Source organism: Pedobacter sp. W3I1 (genome assembly GCF_030816015.1).
In the GTDB taxonomy this organism is placed as follows: domain Bacteria; phylum Bacteroidota; class Bacteroidia; order Sphingobacteriales; family Sphingobacteriaceae; genus Pedobacter.
Genome location: NZ_JAUSXN010000001.1, coordinates 2,173,860 through 2,193,443, shown reverse-complemented (window position 1 = coordinate 2,193,443; position 19,584 = coordinate 2,173,860). Strand labels below are relative to the sequence as shown.

The 19,584-nt window shown below is 40.6% G+C and carries 15 protein-coding genes; all 15 read right to left on the bottom strand.

What is annotated here, in order from left to right; translation table 11 throughout:
- Positions 1-20 precede the first annotated feature (20 nt).
- The gene (locus QF042_RS09330) at positions 21-566 is read right to left on the bottom strand and encodes a hypothetical protein (RefSeq protein ID WP_307527560.1); all 546 of its coding nucleotides are present in this window, start codon (positions 564-566) and stop codon (positions 21-23) included.
- 1 nt (position 567) lies between these two features.
- A complete protein-coding gene (locus QF042_RS09325; protein WP_307527558.1) occupies positions 568-1,749 on the bottom strand; it encodes a hypothetical protein in 1,182 nt (393 codons plus the stop codon).
- 2 nt (positions 1,750-1,751) lie between these two features.
- The gene (locus tag QF042_RS09320) at positions 1,752-3,695 is read right to left on the bottom strand and encodes a type II secretion system protein GspD (protein WP_307527556.1); all 1,944 of its coding nucleotides are present in this window, start codon (positions 3,693-3,695) and stop codon (positions 1,752-1,754) included.
- The gene (locus tag QF042_RS09315; protein ID WP_307527554.1) at positions 3,696-5,120 is read right to left on the bottom strand and encodes a GspE/PulE family protein; all 1,425 of its coding nucleotides are present in this window, start codon (positions 5,118-5,120) and stop codon (positions 3,696-3,698) included.
- A complete protein-coding gene (locus QF042_RS09310) occupies positions 5,110-5,637 on the bottom strand; it encodes a hypothetical protein (protein WP_307527552.1) in 528 nt (175 codons plus the stop codon). The genes QF042_RS09315 and QF042_RS09310 overlap by 11 nt, the downstream gene beginning before the upstream one ends.
- The gene (locus QF042_RS09305; protein WP_307527550.1) at positions 5,637-6,053 is read right to left on the bottom strand and encodes a type IV pilin protein; all 417 of its coding nucleotides are present in this window, start codon (positions 6,051-6,053) and stop codon (positions 5,637-5,639) included. The genes QF042_RS09310 and QF042_RS09305 overlap by 1 nt, the downstream gene beginning before the upstream one ends.
- 245 nt (positions 6,054-6,298) lie before the next feature.
- Positions 6,299-7,078 (bottom strand): hypothetical protein, encoded by a 780-nt coding sequence (locus QF042_RS09300; RefSeq protein WP_307527548.1) that lies wholly within the window; start codon positions 7,076-7,078, stop codon positions 6,299-6,301.
- Positions 7,079-7,912: 834 nt separating this feature from the next.
- Entirely contained in the window at positions 7,913-8,116 is a 204-nt protein-coding gene (locus QF042_RS09295; protein WP_307527547.1) for a hypothetical protein, read from the bottom strand.
- Positions 8,117-8,541: 425 nt separating this feature from the next.
- Entirely contained in the window at positions 8,542-8,868 is a 327-nt protein-coding gene (locus QF042_RS09290) for a hypothetical protein (protein WP_307527544.1), read from the bottom strand.
- A gap of 1 nt (position 8,869) precedes the next feature.
- Positions 8,870-9,433: a hypothetical protein gene (locus QF042_RS09285; RefSeq protein ID WP_307527542.1), complete on the bottom strand. Its 564-nt coding sequence runs from the start codon at positions 9,431-9,433 to the stop codon at positions 8,870-8,872.
- 22 nt (positions 9,434-9,455) lie between these two features.
- Positions 9,456-10,199 (bottom strand): RHS repeat domain-containing protein, encoded by a 744-nt coding sequence (locus tag QF042_RS09280; protein WP_307527540.1) that lies wholly within the window; start codon positions 10,197-10,199, stop codon positions 9,456-9,458.
- Between the two features lie 694 nt (positions 10,200-10,893).
- The gene (locus tag QF042_RS09275; protein WP_307527538.1) at positions 10,894-11,337 is read right to left on the bottom strand and encodes a hypothetical protein; all 444 of its coding nucleotides are present in this window, start codon (positions 11,335-11,337) and stop codon (positions 10,894-10,896) included.
- Positions 11,338-11,346: 9 nt separating this feature from the next.
- Entirely contained in the window at positions 11,347-14,718 is a 3,372-nt protein-coding gene (locus QF042_RS09270) for a DUF6443 domain-containing protein (protein ID WP_307527536.1), read from the bottom strand.
- A gap of 7 nt (positions 14,719-14,725) precedes the next feature.
- Positions 14,726-18,178: an RHS repeat protein gene (locus tag QF042_RS09265; RefSeq protein ID WP_307527534.1), complete on the bottom strand. Its 3,453-nt coding sequence runs from the start codon at positions 18,176-18,178 to the stop codon at positions 14,726-14,728.
- Between the two features lie 265 nt (positions 18,179-18,443).
- Positions 18,444-19,583, bottom strand: coding sequence for a type II secretion system F family protein (locus tag QF042_RS09260; protein WP_307527532.1), 1,140 nt, complete (start codon positions 19,581-19,583; stop codon positions 18,444-18,446).
- Position 19,584 lies beyond the last annotated feature (1 nt).

The following is a 19,584-nucleotide window of genomic DNA, read 5'->3' as shown; positions in this document are numbered from 1 at the left end:
GAAAATTTACATCAGAAAAGCTAATATTCCTTCCCTACAACCTGCAGTTCGAGTGTAAGTTTATCCGATTTTTCTTCGCTGCCATTTTCCTTCTTTTTCATCAGTTTGGCACCAGAGATCCGGCCTATTCCCTGGCTTTTTTCCAAGGTATCCAGCAATTTAACCATATTGAAATAATTGCCTTTGAAAATGAATTTCTGCGCCACAATACCACGGGCAAGTTCGCTGGTATCCTTTTCTACATTCCCTAAATTAGGGCTGAAGTTGATGTCTACATTTTTAGCGATGGCCATGGCCGAGATCGATTGCCATAAACGGTTTTCTCTATCTTCGCGGCGTACCTTATAACCTTTAAGTACTGCCTGATAAAAGGCATGTTTTTTTTCAAGCTGTGGAAAAGCGGCATCAGGCTCCTGCCCGATATGTTCCGTCTGTTTTAATTGCCTGTTGAGTGCAACTGCCGAGATCGCCTTGTCGAAAGAAAATACATAGGCAAGGTAAACCACCATGGCCATTAGCAAAACCATGATCACCTTTTTGTTCTTCGGGCTTAGTTTTTCCAGCATATCAATATTGGATGATTAGGTTAAAAACAAAACTTTCAGATTCGGAATCCTGTTGGTAGCGCAGCAGCTTGACTTCTTTGGCCCATTTTTTTTCTTTGAGCAGAAAGATCCAGTTGTTCACAGCCGATAAATTAGAGGTTTCGCCAGTAATTTTGATTGAAGCAAGTACATCCTTATTTTCTGCTGGTTCTTTTAAACGGTCGAATTGTATTTCGTTTAATGTAAGTGCCCGCGGTTTGCTTCTGCCAATTTCGTTGAGCAGAAAGGCATGACTATAACCTCCGTTCCAGCCCAACTTTTCTAATAATATTTTTTGATTGGCAATTTCCTTTTTCAACAGGTCGCTTTGATCTGCCGTAGCTGTAATTGCCCCTACCTGCTGGTTCAGTTTTGCATTTTCTGCATTGTAGTTCGTAAGTGCAAAAAAACTGATCACTAACAATCCTAATAAAGCAAATACAAAAATACCAGCTGTTTTTTTGAGTTTCGAAAATTCAAGAAAATCTTTAAAACGGTGATCAACCTGCTCGTTTTCAACTTTAACCACAGAAAGTTTTTCGTACAAAAAAAGCTGAAAAGCCAAAGCATAAGGCACCAAAAGCGCTGATGCAAGCTTGGTATCGCCCAGTTTCAGGTTTCCGGTGTTTTGTTCCCCTTCGAGATAACGATAGCCTATTAGGCCGCCCTCCGGAGAGACTTCAAATTTATGGCCGTTAGCCGAAAAGCCTTCGCCCGTTCCACTAAGCAATTCCCATATCGAAATTACGGGCAATCCACCAAGACTCAGTGCATAAACATTCAGCCCGGATGATTTAAGCTTCCCTAAAATATCATCTGCCAGTGTTTGCCTGATAATACTTACCCAGACCAAATCTTCAGCTAAAGCCTCCTGTACATAAAAATCTTTTTTTTCAACGGAGGAAAAAGCTGTTCTAAACAAGTCCTTTTTTTCAGCACCTTTAAGTTGCTTATGGATAATCCCCTTACCGCTTATGGAAAGCACTACCGGATGTTTACGTGGCAAACGCTCCAATACTTTAACAAGTGTTCCCTCTATGGTGTGGTGTTCCGATGCAGCTATATGATCTCCTTTGCGGGTAATCACAGCATAAATACAGCGGTACGTCTCATTCTGTAAAAGCGTGAGTTCTATTCCCAGTATATGTTCAAAAGGCTCGAACATGGTTAATACAAAATTGTGGGTTTAATAAATACCAGCGTTACCACTTTGTTATTTGATTTTTCACGACTGCTAAAAAGCCATTTCAATACAGGAATTCTCGATAGTATGGGTATGCCCGAGCCGCTTTCATTGCTTTCGGTACGTTCTAGCCCACCCAGAACGATCATATCTTCATTTTTCGCCCTGATAATAGAGCTAAATTTACTGGTTGATTTTGGTGGTGGTGCATTTAAAGGCGGACTACCAATAAAATCGGATATGTTCACCTTAATGTTCAAAGTCACCTGATCATCGCCTGAAACGACCGGCCTGATATCAATTTCCAGATTGGCATTCACTTCTGTAAACTGCTCAGTTACAACAGTCTGTGCATTAAGCGAAGGAATCACATTTTGTGTTTTCTGGCTGTAATATCTTGAACTTCCGATACTTAAATTGGCCGAATGGCCGTTAAGGGTTGAAAGTTTCGGAACCGAACGGATATCTACATTGTTATTGTTTTCTAATGCACTGAGCTTGACGTAAAAGTTCGGTGTTACCCTACCAAGGTTTACAGCCCCATTCCTACCAAGTTTGGAAAGAAAATTGTTGATGGAATTTGCGCCAAAGGTATAATCGATACCTGGTAATATCGTACCTCCCGTCCGAACGCTATCTGAAACCCCGGCAGAAATACCTGTTTTAACAGATTTACCTTTTCTAACATCCACCAAAGTTACCTCGATCAGCACCATGGGCACTACCCGATCAATCTGTTTAATATAATTCTCGATTTCATTTACCTGAGGGGAAGATCCTGAAAGCAATAAGGTATTCTGTTCGCGGAATTCTTTAATCTCTACACCTCTCTTCCACTCATTTGGGATCATCATCTGGATGGTATCCAACGAGCGGTGCTGCAACTGAACGATTCTGTTCGCCCGCAGGCCTTCCAGTTTACGGTCACCGATCAGGTAAACGCCACCATCCTTTTTATAGGTATATTCGGTACCTTGAAGTAAAGCGGTGAGAAAAGTATCATAACCGATACCGCTCAGTCTGGTACTCACCGTACCTTTAATGTCTGAATATATAAAGTAATTGGCACCAACCTCACTTGAGGCTGATTTAATCAAGTCTAATATGGGTGTATTAAGTGCATCAACACTTACAGTACGGTTGCCTTGTGCATCTTTTTTACCACTCAGGCTAAAATTCGAAGGTCCCTGTGCGGCGGCCTTATTGCCCCGTTTTATTGCTGTGGCATTATCTCCATTAACGTAAAGTTCTTCTCCTTCTCCCAAAGATTGAAAAATGAATACCCCATCATTGGTTTTGTTCATTTTAAGCTCATTGGCATAAGCCAGTTTTTCTAACGCCACCTCAAAAGGTGCAGCGGCGATAAAACCACTTACTTTTTTACCCATCAGTGCTACCGGAACCACCACATTCTTTTGCGAAAGCTGACTGATTTTTTTGGCTACCTGGCTTAATGTATCGTTATTGAGTTCAAAACCAAGGTATTCATTTGATGAATTGTAGTTTACACGAAAATCTTTCGGCACTACAGCAGGCTTTGGAACCTGCACTTTTGTAACCGACATGATCGATCCGATGAGATTGATATCCAGATCATATTCTTTTGCCATGAACAATATCACGTTCATTGCCGTTTCGTTACGAAAATTGGTATAAACCTTAAAATTGAGCTGAGGGTCGATATTGATATTCAAATTGTTCGATTGTGCCAGGGCCCTTAAAAACTCTTGTGCAGAAGCACCCGACATGGACAGTTGTACGGGCTGATTTAGTCCCGGCACCGTTACCGAAAGGTTCCTCAAGCGTTCTTCAATTGCCTTTAGGCGGTCTGGTGTAGTGGTAACCTGTGCCGATACCGTCAAACCCGACAGGCTTAAGAGCAAAAGGGTCATACCGATCAGCACATTTAATACGTTTTTATTCTTCATTTAGATAGCGAGTAATAATGGGTAAATTTCTTCCATGGAGGTGAGTCCATCGGCAAACAAGGCAAAAGCATTTTTGGAAAGGGTACTGATTTCTTTTTCTTCAAGTATCGTTTCAATAGCCATATTTCCTTTTCTGATTTCCTGAGAGAGGTCTGCATCAATCGGGATCACTTCGTATACGGCTTTTCTTCCACTATAACCTGTGTAATAACAGTGTGAACAGCCTGCAGCAATAAAATGTGTGGCAACTTTTTCTGGCGGTCTAAACTGCCTTGGATAAAGCCCTTCGGTAACGGTTTCTTCTTTTTTGCATTTAGGGCAGAGCAACCTCACCAGCCTTTGGGCAACTGTGGTATTGAGCGTATTGGCCACCAAAAAACCCGGTATGCCCATATCCATCAAACGGGATACGGTTCCCCATGCCGAATTGGTGTGAATGGTTGATAGTACCAGGTGACCAGTAAGTGCAGCTCTTATAGCCATATTTGCTGTTTCTGGATCACGGATCTCTCCTACCATGATCACATCCGGATCCTGCCTTAAAAAGGTACGCAAAGTGGCCGCAAAACCGAGTCCGATATTTTCTCTCAATTGTACCTGGTTTACCCCCTCAAGCGTATATTCTATCGGGTCTTCTATGGTGAGAATATTTCTTGTACTTTTATTTAAAAGTTTTAGCGTAGCGTAAAGTGTTGTTGTTTTTCCCGATCCCGTAGGCCCACTGATCAGAATAATACCATTTGGACGCTGAACGCCTTCCATGTAATTACGCATATCCTGTTCTGATAGGCCTAAGGTACTGAGATCAATGTCAGTGCTGCTATTGTTCAATAGCCTGAGTACGATTTTTTCGCCGTAAAGGGTAGGCAAAACTGATACCCTGATATCGAAAGAAGTGAAACGCGCAGAGCTGAACTGGATCCTACCATCCTGAGGCAAACGTTTTTCGGCAATATCAAGATTGGCCATGATCTTGATTTTGTTGATCAGGGCCGGATAGTCTTTTTTTTCTATCTGGTACCGTTCAATCATCATCCCATCTATCCTTACTCTTACCCTCGAACGTTTTTCGAAAGTTTCGATGTGGATATCACTGCTTTTCAATCGCCTGGCTTCTTCAATTAAAACATTTAAAAAGTCATCACCCGCAGAGATTACCGAAACTTCTTTTTCAGCACTTCCTTTTGATACATCGCCCAGATAATGTTTGGAAAGTAACCTGCTAATCTCCTGCTGGTCTAGAGGCAATAATGATATCCCACAGCCCAGCATCACCTGCAGCTCGTCGGTAAGCTGACTGCTATCGCCAATGCCATCCCAACACAGTACCAGATCGCCATTTGACCCGCGTTCTTTTGGAAACACCCGGTATTCCATGGCAAACTCTTTAGATATGAGCCCGAGGATTTCTGGTCTAACTTCCATAACTGAGCAGATTTATTAGGCTCTCGTCTGAAAGCAGGTTTACAACTGGCATGTACAAACTCACAGCCATGAGTATCATTAACAGCAAGGCCTGATAACCAGCCAAAGGAATTTTTTTCCCGTGTGACTTCGTATGGTGACCAAAAATTGCCGTAAAAAGCACCACCATCATCAAACTTAAAAGATAAAAAAGCACATAGTTCAAAAAGGAAAAACCAAAAGATATCGCCAATAAAAACAATAAGTCGCCAAGGCCAAAAAAACCATCGAATATATTGGTCAGTTTTTTTTGCCTGATCGAAATGTAGGCCGTTAAGGCTAAAAATTGCAGTCCTAAAAAAAGACAACTTTTAACTACCTGCGCAATCATTTCGGAAAGACCAAGTACCTGTATGGTACTGATTGCCAAAAGCAGCAAAAGTATAGGAAACATCCACCAATAAATCCCTCTGTATTTTAAATCCTGATAAACCATGCCCGCTAACACTATAAATATCCCCCCTTGCAAAAAAAACATTAGTCTGCAACTATTTCTTTTAAGTTTTTATCCTGATCGATCTGCCACACATTGTAGGTTCCATCGCCGTCAAAATCGGCTACAGCTGTAGCTTTAGCTGTAAAGGTATTGTTGGATGCCCCTGTAATTTCAATTTTATAGTTCGCTTTCCCATCCTTGGCATCAGAAGTTAATTTTTCCTGGATAAATCCGATCTCGAGCAGATCGGTCGAATATTTCGAATGTTCGTAAAAATAACTCTGTTCCAGCTTAGCCACATGCTCCAGCTGCATTTTTGCTTCGGTTGTTTTTGCCTTGGTAATTAGCGGCATCAGGTTAGGAAGCGCCAATAAGATTAATATTCCGATAATGGCCAGCACGATAAGTATCTCGGTAAGGGTATAAGCATTAAGCTTTTTTGATGTATTTATTTTCATTGTACACGTTAATTTCTTTAGCACATTTTAGTTTAAATGAGACGAGCCTGTAAAATGCAAAGAAATTAATAAATTTCCCAATATTTTTGACGAACGATGCTTTTCGAGTGATATTATTGGGTTTTGGAGTGACGAACGTAAATCGATATTTCCAACCGAATATAAAATAAGCTTTATTTCAGAATAAATTAAACTCCCACAACCGGCTAAAAAGAAGGACATAAGAAAAGATAATTGGTCAAAACTTATCTTTTCTTCTTTATCAATTTCTGAAGTTGCTGTTTTACTTCATTTAATTCCTGCTGTTGTTTTTGCAGTTGCTTGTCTTTTTCAATGAGGATCAGGGTAAGTTCCTCCAGCTTTTTTAAAAACAAGGTTTGGGTTTTCCCTAAATCTAAACCACTATTTTGAATCTCTAAAGCAGAAGGTACTTCTGGAAGATGTTTATTTGCTTTGATAAACTTTTCAAGTGCTGGAAGAGAAGTTAATTCGTAATTTTCATCAAAAACATAATCGGGCCAATTAGCTGTTTCTACTTTGACCTCGTGTGCACGGATTTTACCATTTACGGAAAGCTTTTCTTTTGGTGTTGAGGTGCCAATCCCTATATTACCTTCAGGATTTACGGACAAAGCTGAAATATCTGCCCCATTTTGCTGAACAACGTTTAATTTAATTTCCGAATCCAATAACCTGATGTATGAACCGCCTTTAGTATCTAAAATGCGTGTGATACCTACGGTATTGATTACATTATTGCCAATTCCAACACCTGTCCAGGTCCAACCCGGCTCACTGGCCCATAAGGTTAGATCTGCACGTTGCGCAGGGGCAGGATGATTATAACGCATATTAAACTGCGTTGTTCCATGATCTCCAAGTATTTGCAACCGGTATTGCGGGGTAGTTGTACTGATACCTGCATTTCCATTTTCCGGAAAAATATTTTGCGCCGTAACATATTTGGTAGCCGTTGTTAAGATCAGCAAAAAAAGAAGCTTTAATTTTAGTGGGTTTGTATTCATAAATGAGGGTTAATAATAGATTTCCCAATATAATTACTTTTAATTATAAAAGCAGTAAAATTAAAATTATTGCTGTAATGTAATGTAAAACAACAAACCCAAGCAGAAATGCTGAGGTTGTAATATGTTTATCTTAGTTAAACCGATTTGAATTACTTAAACAGAATGTTTGTTTGTAGCCAGTTACTGCCGATTACACTGCCTACTTTGCCCGAGAATGCACCATTTGCGCCTTTTGAATACGTTGCAATAATTTTTGTCTTTTATTGAAAAAATGTTTGTTCAAAAAGGGATTGCTATTTATACCGGTATGTTTAAATCCATGCTCAAACATAGTGGCTTTGCAGCATTGGCGCCTCATTTTGAACTAAAATGAGCTAAATTGAACCAATTAACACGAATAATGAGCTAAAATGAACCATTATAGTTGGCCTGCGCTGCAACAACCGGGCTGCTTGTGGCAGCCTGCTTAAGGGCAGTATAACCATAACCTGTGCAGCCGATCGGCCAAAACAGGCATTGGCTTTACCTTTTAGGTAACCAAAGGGTAAAGCCAGGGTAACCGTAGGGTAACCCTGGGGTTAACCTGGTAGCAAGAAAGGGTAAACAACAGGTACAGCAGGGGTAATCAAATACAGCCTTTTCGCTGGCTCTCCAGGTAGGCAGCCAGTAAATCATTCAGGTAAAAACGATCGCCACCAGGTAGTTTCGCAAGCTTTAACGTGCCATCTTTTACCTTAAGTTTGTAGGTGAGACACTAAGACTATAAGTCCCAGCATTTCTGCCAAGCTTTGTTATACCAACTTTGCGTAAGCCAGCGGGGTGAGAAAATTTTCACCATTCTATTTGCCATCCTTCTGGCTTATCTTCAATATCTAATATATCAAGTCCATCTATTAGAGAAAAAAGAGGCTCATCTGGAAAGTTATTTATTCTTAATAAAACAATTTGATCGTTTTTTTTTAGGTAAAAAAATTTTTCGTTTAATGGATGCTTTTTCCATATCACATTAGAATATAGCAATTTCTTAATATTCATATTAGTTCTATTTAATACCGTATTTTGCATTTACACTAGGATTGGGCTTAGATGATCCTTGTATAATTTCTGCCATAAATTTTCATCTGTGTAGCCCTGCCCCGTATATTTTTTAACATAAAATTCGAGAGGCCTAATTGGATCTGTCACTTCCAACGCTGCTGCTGCTTCCCTATCTGCCATCGTATATCTTGCTTGATACTTTAACGAATTCCTTTGTATGTTTGTAAGCATTGCGCAGGCTTGCACTAGCGAACCGATTAGACACACGCTATGCCAGCGGAGTATCAGACTGCTTTTTAAATACCTGTTATCAGATCTTACCAAATTACGAATTTGATAACCCTTACCCAACTTTTTAAGGGTTATCAAATTCGTTAGTAATATCGATTAATATGTAATAGTTGAATTGCCAGTAGTCACTCTTATAGCATTCTAATATCATCAATACTATACTGTTTTTGCTCTGAATTATTGATTGTGCACTTTAGAGTTAGGTCAGATTTCATCCCATCGAACCATAAATCAAAATCTACTCTTACCTCATTTGGATCATTCGTTGAATAAACATTAATTTCATCGAACGAACTTGATGGCGGCATAGTCATTTTGCCGTAGCCACTCAAGGCCTCCCTCATTTCTTGTATATTTATTCTTTGATCAAGATCATTCAACCATAAAAGGTCAAATTCTTCTGCGACCAACAACGTAACAATATTTTTTACCTTTTCTTTAATGAAGCTATGTGTCATATTATTTTCTAGTATATGGAAATCGAGTAGTTGTAGTAGGGGTTACATTTATGCTATTGGAATAGGAGTTCGACATTCTTACTGCTTCTTTAGCATGTTCTGGAGATAGTCCTGCTGCACGTAATGCGCGATAAGCAATGTTCATCTCCGATTTGTACGTTCCCCCATCTCCTAATGCACGTCGCTCCCTTTGGGCAACCGTTGCCAGATTATGTGGAGTTCCGGCTTTTGTAGACGGTCCTTCCAAGTGAATTGACGGCGCATCAAGTGAATTATAATTAGGCAGATCCCTTACAGCTGCATCTTGTATCACGTGGTGGGCATCTTTTACTGTTCCTCGTAATGTTCCATACGATCCAAAAAGTTTTTCACCTAAATATACTGTGCCTTTTTTTAAAGCGGTACCAGCGACGAAAGGCACAACTGCTCCCAAAACTGAACTGACCTGATCCACAATGGTAGCATGTGTATTATCAATATTTATTGCATCTGAACCCCTCGTTATTGTTGTTCCTATTACCGTGGCATCATTAAGATCCGTAAAACTCAATAGCTTCTGTGGCAATTCCCTAAATCCTTTTGCGATGTCAAAACCTATGACCTATTTCTTTGGACATCGACATTCCACAGCTACCATCGCATGGGTGGTCAGGACAGTTACCATCAGGGTCAATCAAATTTGACGGATTGTTCCAAGCATATGCATATGGTGATTTATCTATCTGTTTTCCATCGTCACTTAAAGCATCTACCACGTTCCATCTGCCGATAACCGGATCATAGAACCTTGCGCCGTAATCATACTGTCCTAGCTCTTCCTGCAACTCCTTGCCATTGTAAAGGTATTTATTGGAGTTCGAATTGTCAAGTTTCAGCTTATGTAAACCAAATGCATAATATTCATCACGCTGCAGTACTTCTAACTGGCCAGTATTGGGGTTTTTATAGAAAGTAGCCCGCACATTGCCCAGATGGTCGCTCAGGTTATATTCATAACTGTAACTTCCTGAACTGTTCCTTGCAATCCCCTCTTCGGTCTGGATAAAATCGATGCTCCCATTGGTATACTGGATGCCATCTACATAATCGGTTGTTGTTCCTCCATTCTGTTTTTTCAGTTTTTCGCCCGCTGCACTGTAGGTATAATTCAGATTCTGGCTTCCGCTTACTGATTGTGGCAGGTTGAGGAAATTGTAACCTAAGGTAATATTCTTTTGACTGTCACTTTTCAGGTTACCATTGGCATCATAAGTATAACTGCTATCGGTAAACCGCTTATTGCTTTCAACCCCATTATTGTTGAGATTATTCAATATGTGGTCACTTGCCATTGATCTGCGGCAAGATATCATAGTTTTATAAAAAGATGGTATCTATTTATAAACTGGTCTCAGCGAGATGCTAAGACCAATTGGGGGAAACCAGGGTCTGGCTTGGACCGAAGAGGAAGATAGCTTGCTCACACAGCGTTTCAGCGAAGGCATCAAGATCACCCAACTCGCCAAACTCCACTCCAGGACCTACGGAACAATAAAAGCAAGGCTAATTAAACTCCAATTCCTACAGAAATAACAAAACCCGCGCAATTTTTAACTGCCGGGCTTTCTTATGTAAATTACATTTTGGTCTTAGCGAGATGCTAAGACCAGATTGGGCCTAACAATTATAAACTGTTAGGCTTTGATTTATTTGTTTTGGTACAGGCCTCAGGCCTGCACCAAAAAACGGCTAAAACACATGTGATGGAACAGTGGGGAATACTAAAGCATGATCAAGAATCCTTTTATAATTGACTGTCTATACAGATTTTTTGATCCTTCTTCAATACTAACTCCTTTTCATCAGAATAGATATTTGCATCAACAAATAAATATCTACTATTAAAAACCTTCGAAGGTAATGCACAATATGAAAGTGAAATTGAAAAAAATTAGGTATTGAAATTTGTTGAATAACCTCAATTAGACCGAACTTATTAAAAAGCAAAAGCCCAGCAATTTTACATTACTGGGCTTCTAATTTTACCTAGGTGTAGAACTCAGGGTGTTTATTCTTCCAATATTTTTCAAATTCTGCCATTTTTGAATCATAATTTTCTTTCCTAAAAAATTCATCTATCTTGTCATAATTATCATAAATCACAGAGGATATATGAGATATTTGTTTTCTGTAACTCTCTTCGATGTTCTTTTCTTTACGAAAATAGTCAGATTTTGGCACTTCCGCATTATCTCTATTAAGGTATTCCAGTAAATTAAAAAGATTTATTTCATTATTTGGTTTATTTACTTTATAAAGAGTTGCATAAAATTCTCTAAAGTACTTTTCAACCTTGATTACAAAAATATCTGAACTATATTGAATTTTATAAGATTGCCCCTCATTCATCTCTGTTTTTTTCTGAAAATGATATACTTCAATCATCTTTTTAAAAACCTCATAAATATATTCTATAAAATTCTGTCTCATATCTCTACTTTATTTTTTTATCATTTTGGAAAAATTACCAGTCCAGGAATAACCATGCTTTTGTAAATACCTAATCTCTTGTGCTAGAACTGAATTCGGATCTAGTCTTGCTGGATTATATTTGCCTGCAAATAGAACATTGTCACCTCTTTTAACAACGCCTTGTAAAAAGGCCACGTTTTTGCGCATTGTCCATCCCTCATCAGTCACATCAAGAAAATTTGCACCATTTTTTTTGGCAAACTCTCTATACGTCGCACGCGGCCCAATCACACTCACTCCCTTTGCTGCTGGCAAGAGAAGTTTTTTCCCAGTAATATAACTTTGCATCATTAATGAGGCTGTTACTGCATCTTCTGTATCTTCGGAGGTTACATCCCTCAAAAAGGAAGCAGCTCTCCCTATAGGAGTATAATTAAGAAAGCCCAGCCATTCATCTAACATTTGATTTGTCTCTATACTTCCCGCTTGCAAGGGAGTTACAGAATCTTTCCGCACTATAGTACCTGGCATATTTACTATAGTTTTGCCTTTCTTCTTGGGAGGATTATCTCCTCCGCCATTTTGTTGAGTTTCAAAATGTCTTTGTCCCTCTATTGCTCTTTGAGCATCAGCTTCGGCCGTTTCATCTTCATTCCGTGTGTGACTTCTATCCTCTGGAAGCATTCCATCAGGATCCACAAACCTAATCGAATTGTTAAAACCATAATTATACGGACTAAATCTCCTTGAAACCTCCGCCAGCGGATCTACCACATTCCATCTGCCAATCACCGGATCATAGAACCTTGCGCCGTAATCATACTGCCCCAGCTCCTCCTGCAACTCCTTGCCATTGTAAAGGTATTTATTTGTTCCACCAGTTGCAACTTTTCTTAATCCGAATGCATAATAGTCATCACGCTGCAGCACCTCCAATTGGCCAGTATTAGGGTTTTTATAGAAAGTAGCCCTTACGTTGCCCAAATGGTCACTCAGGTTATATTCGTAACTGTAACTTCCTGAACTGTTCCTTGCAATCCCTTCTTCTGTCTGGATAAAATCGATGCTTCCATTGGTATACTGGATGCCATCTACATAATCGGTTGTGGTTCCTCCATTCTGTTTTTTCAGTTTTTCGCCCGCTGCACTGTAGGTATAATTCAGATTCTGGCTTCCGCTTACCGTTTGTGGCAGGTTGAGGAAATTGTAACTTAAGCTGATGTTCTTCTGGCTGTCGTTTGTCAGGTTGCCGTTGGCATCGTAGGCATAACTGCTGTTGATAAAACCGCTTATCGCTGTCAACCTGTTTCCATCATAACCGGTATAACTGTTCGTGCCGAAACCATCACGGGTTAAACTGCTGATATTGCCCATTACGTCATAAGCAATGGCTTCTCCCAGGTTGTTGCCTGCAACTGCGTTCGTCAGTCTGTTCAGCTTATCATAGGTATAACTGAAAGCATTTGATGCACCGTTGGTATAATCCTGACCAGAAATATTCCCATTAAACTGGGGTAAAGTGCTATCGTTGTACTTCAGCTCCATACTGAACTGATCGGATATACTGTTCTTCATCCAGCCACGCTCATTATAAGCAAAAGTAGTAGCCTGGGTATCGTTATGCAGGTTCTTCTTGTTTAGCTGACCGATCTCATTGTATTCCAAATGGTTCAGCGCCACCTCGCCTTGGTTGTTAATAGTTTCAAATGTGGCGATTTTGCGGCCCATATGGTCGTATTCGAAACGGTTGGCAATGCTTGTAGTTACTCCGCTTGCTGTATGTGTGCGGGTACTCGCGGTAAGTTCACCGCTAAAGTTATAGGTATTGTCCACTATATCGGTACCATTCATATGGTGATCGCTTTTGCCCTGCACCACACGCCCTTCAAGGTCGTAATAGTTTACCGTTAGCAGCATCGTTCCACTGCCCAGGTTTTTCACCTTGCTGCCCGTAAGCAGACTTTTGGTGCGTGCTGCAGGAGCCTGGCTGCCTGTAGGCTGGCCAAAGCTGTTACCCGGAAAATCGTAGTCATCGTAATAGTTGATCGTATGAAAAACAATATTTGGGTTCTCTTCACCAGCTGAAGGATGCGTATTCCTCGTATAGCCTTCGGGGTTAGCAGTTGTACGCTCTTCCCACTGTGCAGCGACCCCGTCATTATAGTTCTGCATGCCGGCACGGCCAATACCCTGACCGTTCTCCATGCCTGTAAGCACTACCCTGCCAAGAGCATCGTATTTGATCCAGCTCCACTGGCTAGCCAAACGCTGGTTGGCATCTTGCGTGTGCGTAACCTGATCGAGTTTATTGTATACCATAAACTCCCAGCCCTTACCAGGTATCTTTTTTTCCACAAGCCTTTTGCGGCCATCATAGTGGTAGCCGTAGATCAACTGATCGAACACCGGCTGCGTTTCATCAAAACCGTTTAATGTTGCCTGTCCGTTCTCGTTCACTGCTGGGGGTAGCACATAACACAGGTTGCCAAGGTCATCATAAACATAGTAGGTATACAGCCCTTTCGTATCCGTTTCCCAAATTCGTTTCAGCACCACGCGACCATCAAAGTCTTTGAACTCATCTGTAGTACCAGCTTTCAGGCCGCCTGGCACCCAGTTCTCGTCCCTAATGGTAGTTTTGAATAGCTTCCCCTGTGGGTAAAAACTTGCCCCCGCACCGTTACCGGCAACGTTGACCGTCCACAGCTTCACCTCGTTTTCAACATTTGTGCCATATTCACTTTTCAGGGTATGCCCACCGCTGATCTGCCAGGCTTCGCCCGGTGCCCCCTGCTGCTGTACCCTGTTCAAAGGCGAGGCTTCGAACTGTGTTTCAGCAAAGGCATAATCTGTTGCTTTTACACCAGCTGCCTGCGGTAAATGGAAAAAGTCAAACTGAGCACCGATTGCTGCATCACGGAAACTTCCCGTAATCCCTGTCTGTGCCGCATAAGGCTGGTATTTTATCGCTTCGCGGCCAAAGGCATCGTAGGCAACAGGCTGTACAATATCCCTGAAACCTGGACTTCCCTGAACCTGAACGGTCTGCAGGGGTCTTCCTAATCCGTCAAAATACTGGATCGTTTCATTTACCTCGCAGCTTGTGCGACCGCTTAGATTACCAGGATCGATTCCCGCAGATTTAAATATTTTGGTACTGATGTAGTTCTGGTCACTGCTCGCCGCCGATACAAAGGGCACGCAGTTCACATAGCTCAGCCCTGTGGTAAAAATGCGCACAGGGCCGGTAGTATGGAAACCATCGGTTAGGGTTACACTCAATGGTGCGCTGATCTCGCTTTCGCCGTTATAAACCGATACAACCTTTTGGGCAGAAGAGCGGCTGCAGAATAGCAATAGGAATGCCGCAGCATAAAAATATTTTAGATGTTGTTTCATGGAGGCGTTAGTTTTTGTAGTGGTAATCTGTTTGTTTTAGGATGTTGCCGTTCTGGTCTTTAACTGTTTTTAACCGCTGGAAGGCATCGTACTCGTAGGTAGTAGTCATTCCCTTCGCATCGGTCATACTCGTCATGCCGACTAATGGTTTGTAGCTGTAACTAGTAATCTGAGCGTCTTTCAGTAAAGTGGAATTTCTCAACTGGTTGATGAAATCTTTGACCTGCTGATCGGTTGGATTGGAATCGGCAAAATTACTTACCGCTGCTGATCCACCAAGTATGCTTTCAATAGTACTATAATCCGCATTTTTGATCTCGGCAATTGTATGCTGGTTATTATAGCTGTACAAATAAACCGTGCGCGATCCATACTCCTGAGATGCCGCCCGCAGGTGCCCGGTATTGTTGTAGCCGTAAAATCTAAACCGGGGTTCTACATCTCCTGCACCACTTTGAGTGGTTATATATTCTGGCTGAATAATCTGCCCGTCGTCACACCAATCTTTATAAGTAGTTACAGTAGTTTCTTGACTCGTATTTTTTACAACTTTTTGTTCTATTACAGGACTGATATTATTTTTAGCAACCATTTTGGCAAATACCCCAGTCAAATCACGCCCCAGACTCACCATCTCGTTAGGATATAAAAAAGACCGCTTTTCAAGGCTTCCTTTACTATCGGCCTTTTCAGTTCTGGTTACCTGTAAATGAAATGGATTATCATAATACTGCTGTGTTGTTGTGCTGACAGGATTTTGTCCGTTTAAATCATAAACCGTTTCAATACTCGATCTGGACTGGACCCATCCCGTAATTAGATCATAAAAAGTGTATGCAAAATCCGGAGAAAAACTATCCGGTGGTATAGTATAAAAATAATTGCCGTTACCACATGGATAATTAACAGCTCTCATTTTTTTTACCCGCATGGCCCGTAAACTATTATAGCGGTTGGTGGTATTTAAGTCATTGAATTCGTAGGTATTTTCAAGCTCTGATACTTTTGCAAACGATTCGTCGACATTTCTTTTATATGTCTTTCTTTTCAATAAAAGGCCCCGTTTATACTCACTACTGTTTAACGGGGCAGCCTTATCTAAAATAAGGGTATTGTTCCAATAAGCGTGATCGATATTCATTGGATTTAAAATATCCTGTGCTAATGAATATTCATATTCAGTATATCCGTTTTTAATCCCTTCCTGCGAAATATTAGACTCCTTCACGTTTATATAACCTACGGGCGAACCTTGTGTAAAGGCCAGAATGGTCTGACCTGAACTTACTACCTCCTTATACTTTATAAATAATGTAGTGCAAAGGTTAGTCCAACCCAGGTCTGGGTTCGTATAATATTCGCTCATTTTCCAAATGTCTTCCCCATATTCATGCAAGTATTTGGGATATATCAATAATTTACCTGGGACATAAGTATATTGACTGCGGCTGGCGACTTGCCCGTTAACAAAACCGGCTATCTGTTTTATTCTTAAGCCGCCGGCCACTGGATTAGTAGCCGATGGACCTGAAGAGCCATAGGTCTGATAGTTTAAAGTTGCCCTAATGCTTGGCAGCGCCGGGCTGGAGCAATTATTTCTGCTGCACACCAGATCGGTGACAATCCTATAATCCCCTACAGGCAAAGTCAGTATCTGATTGATATCAAAATCAACTGCTCCATTTGGTTTTGGTTGTGGATTACCTGGAAAATTATCAAAAGCATCCCAGTAATAGATCTGTTGATAAGCTTGATTAACCAGCCTTTCAATGCGAATAGACGGCAACCAGCCGTCAATTTTCCTTGCAGGCAACATATAATCCCTAAACTCCAGTTTTATGCTTGCAGTGTTCTGGGCAAACGGAATGCTAAACGTTCGGGTTCGGGGGATTGTGCCAGACTGGGGATCACTGGCCATAACCACACTTGTTGTGGAGATAATCGGACCGGATGGATTTCCGCCTCCAGGTACATCTGCAGCATCATAACGATTAGCTTCATATTCAAATTCGCTATACCCACCTGTAGGGTAGTGTATCCGTTTTAAAACCCCGTACTGCATAAATGACTCTTCAGGCTCCCTATTCGCATTTAATAAAGAATTATTAAGTTCAGGCAGCTGGGGCAGAAGATGCGTATTACTATTGGCACCATTATAATAGCCCCAGTGATCTTGTGCATTTGAATACATAACCGGTAATTCGTTTGGCTTGTTATACTCAAAAACATGGCTAGACTTTCTTATATTATCGGAACCATATTCTGTTAAGCTATCTAAAAAAAACCGTTGATTTACAGCAGAATAGAAAAACCTGGTTTCTTTAATTTTTTGTCCAATTTTATCATTGACAATTACAGAGGTTAAATTTTTTCCGGTAATATCGCTGCGATTGAGTGGCGCATCAAATACCATTTCCCCACCGTTCCATCTGATTTTTTTAAGTACCGATTTTCCGCTGTTTACAATTGAGGTTACACCTGGTGCCTCAGACAGTGGAACTCCATTATGCAGAATGATATTAGTATTTAACTGTTCCTCTGAAATCTTATTGTTACTAAGCGTAAAATAATCGAGATTACCAGTTTTATATGAATAGGTCTTTCCTCCAAAATATTGTTCAAATTTTTCTATGTAATCGAAATACACCACATCGGCATTGTTTTTCAGTACAATCTTTGTCAGATACCAAGCTGAAAGGTTCTCTGTAGTTTGCCTTGGGATTCCATCTGGTAGTGTTTTAGTCACCTCATTCCCGTTACCGGCATAATCAAATGATCCAAAATAAAAAACATTACCCTCCTCGTCAGCTATTTCCCAATGCTTATCAATCGACGAAAACGAATTGGTAAGCGGAGATACTAAAAGTTTTAATGAATTAACCGGTATGGCCTGAAAATTACCCTGTTTGTCAAAATAGAACTTGCCGGAACGACCTGCAAAATTATAATAGAAAATATCGGGTTCAGTATCGATAAGCCCTTCAGAAGCCTTTCTTAAAGTCACATAATCATTCGGGTCATTTAGATTATAACTCGATTGCAGGAATTCATTTCTTTTATTTTTAGACAAGAAGCCATTTGGGCCGTCATCAGCCAGGCCTACTATACTCCTGGTAATCGCTCCACCGGCATTCAATGCCCATCCTGTCCCTACCCAGGATGGCACCTCATCAACCTTGATACCCCCGCTATGGTAGGACAGTTGGACAGGAAGCCCAAAACCACCAATTTTGAGCTGATAAATCGGGATTTCGATATTGGCTAGCCCCGTATATAGAGAAACAGGCCATTCGCCAAATTTACCCAGCGAGTAAGCTTCGGAAGAAACCGGAGCAACATTGGGCAGGATTCCATTTGCAAAATTATTAGGATTAAATTGACAGAAACTAATATTTGCGTCAAATATAAAGGCTACAAATATAATAGCACGCACGCAAATAAAATTAAATATGTACTTCATCGTATATTGTATGATATTGTTTAATAAAAAATTAGCATTTTCCTGGGTAATAGATTTTGGTCGATTAAATTTCTGGATAAAATATTATAAGCGAAACCTTTTTAACGAACGTACAATATCAAATGATGCAAGTGCGTTTAGGAGTAATGAATAAAATAAACCATGATAAATCGGGCAATTAAATACCTGTATTTTATGGCCGAAATTCCTAATATTTATTTGGCGTAAATTATTGTAAAGCATTAATATTTAGATTTTTAAAGGTTTAAAAACTACTACTCATCTGGAACATCGGCAGGTACATCGCAATCAGGATTACCCCTACCACCAGGCCTAAAAAGATAATAATCAAAGGTTCCAATAAGCCACTGATGGCATTGGTTTTATATTCTACCTCTTCGGTATATTGTTCTGAAAGCTGTTCGAAAAAATACTCCAACCGGTTTACCTCTTCGGCGATCTTGATCATCTGGATAAATTTTGCGGGGTAAAAATCGTATTTGGAAAGCGCCATAGAAAGGCTACTGCCCAAAAGGATGTCTTTTTCGGCCAATTTGAGTGAACTTTCGACAGGATAAAAGGTAATCATCTGCCTTACGAGTTCCAGTGCCTGTAGCAAAGGGGTGTTGGTTTCAGTAAGCAAACGCATGGTATTGGCAAAACGGGCCAGGTAGATTTTCCGGGTAATTTCGCCCACTATCGGGATGCGGAGCAAGAGCAAGGCCGCCCCTTTTTTAAACCAGAATTTATTGCGGTTTACAAAATAGAGGATCACCAATGCAACAATTACCAACAGCATGAGGTAGATATAACGGTCGAACCAATCGGAAAAACTCACAATGAGTGAGGTGATATAGGGGAGTTTGCCCCCAAAACGTTTAAAAACATCGGCAAACATGGGTACCACAAACTTGATCATAAAAAATACTGCCGCGAAAGAGGTAAACAGCACCAGTAACGGATAGGTAATGGCACCGATGATCTTCCGTTGCTGGCTGATTTTTGATTTGTAATATTTGGCTAGCTCTCCCAATACCTCGCCCAGTTTGCCTGTTTCTTCCCCAATTTTTACACTATAATACTCGTAAGGACTGAACTTGGATTCAGCCTGCATAGTTTCGGAGAGCGATTTACCTTCTATTACCTGTTTTTGTACGGAAGAAAAAAGTTCCATATCTTTTTTCTGGGTATAAGAACCTGCTGTAAGTTCGAGCGCCGAACGGATATCAATGCCCGAGCGGATCAGCGTACCCAGTTCGTTATAAAAACCCTCTTTTTTCTTATCAGATAGTTTGCCCTTTCCGAAAGAAATGTCTTTGCTTAAAAAAGCAAAAAAACCCGCCCCTTCGTTTTCTTTCAGCGGAGCGTTTTTTTTCTGGATTTTTGATATATCTATTGATGGCATA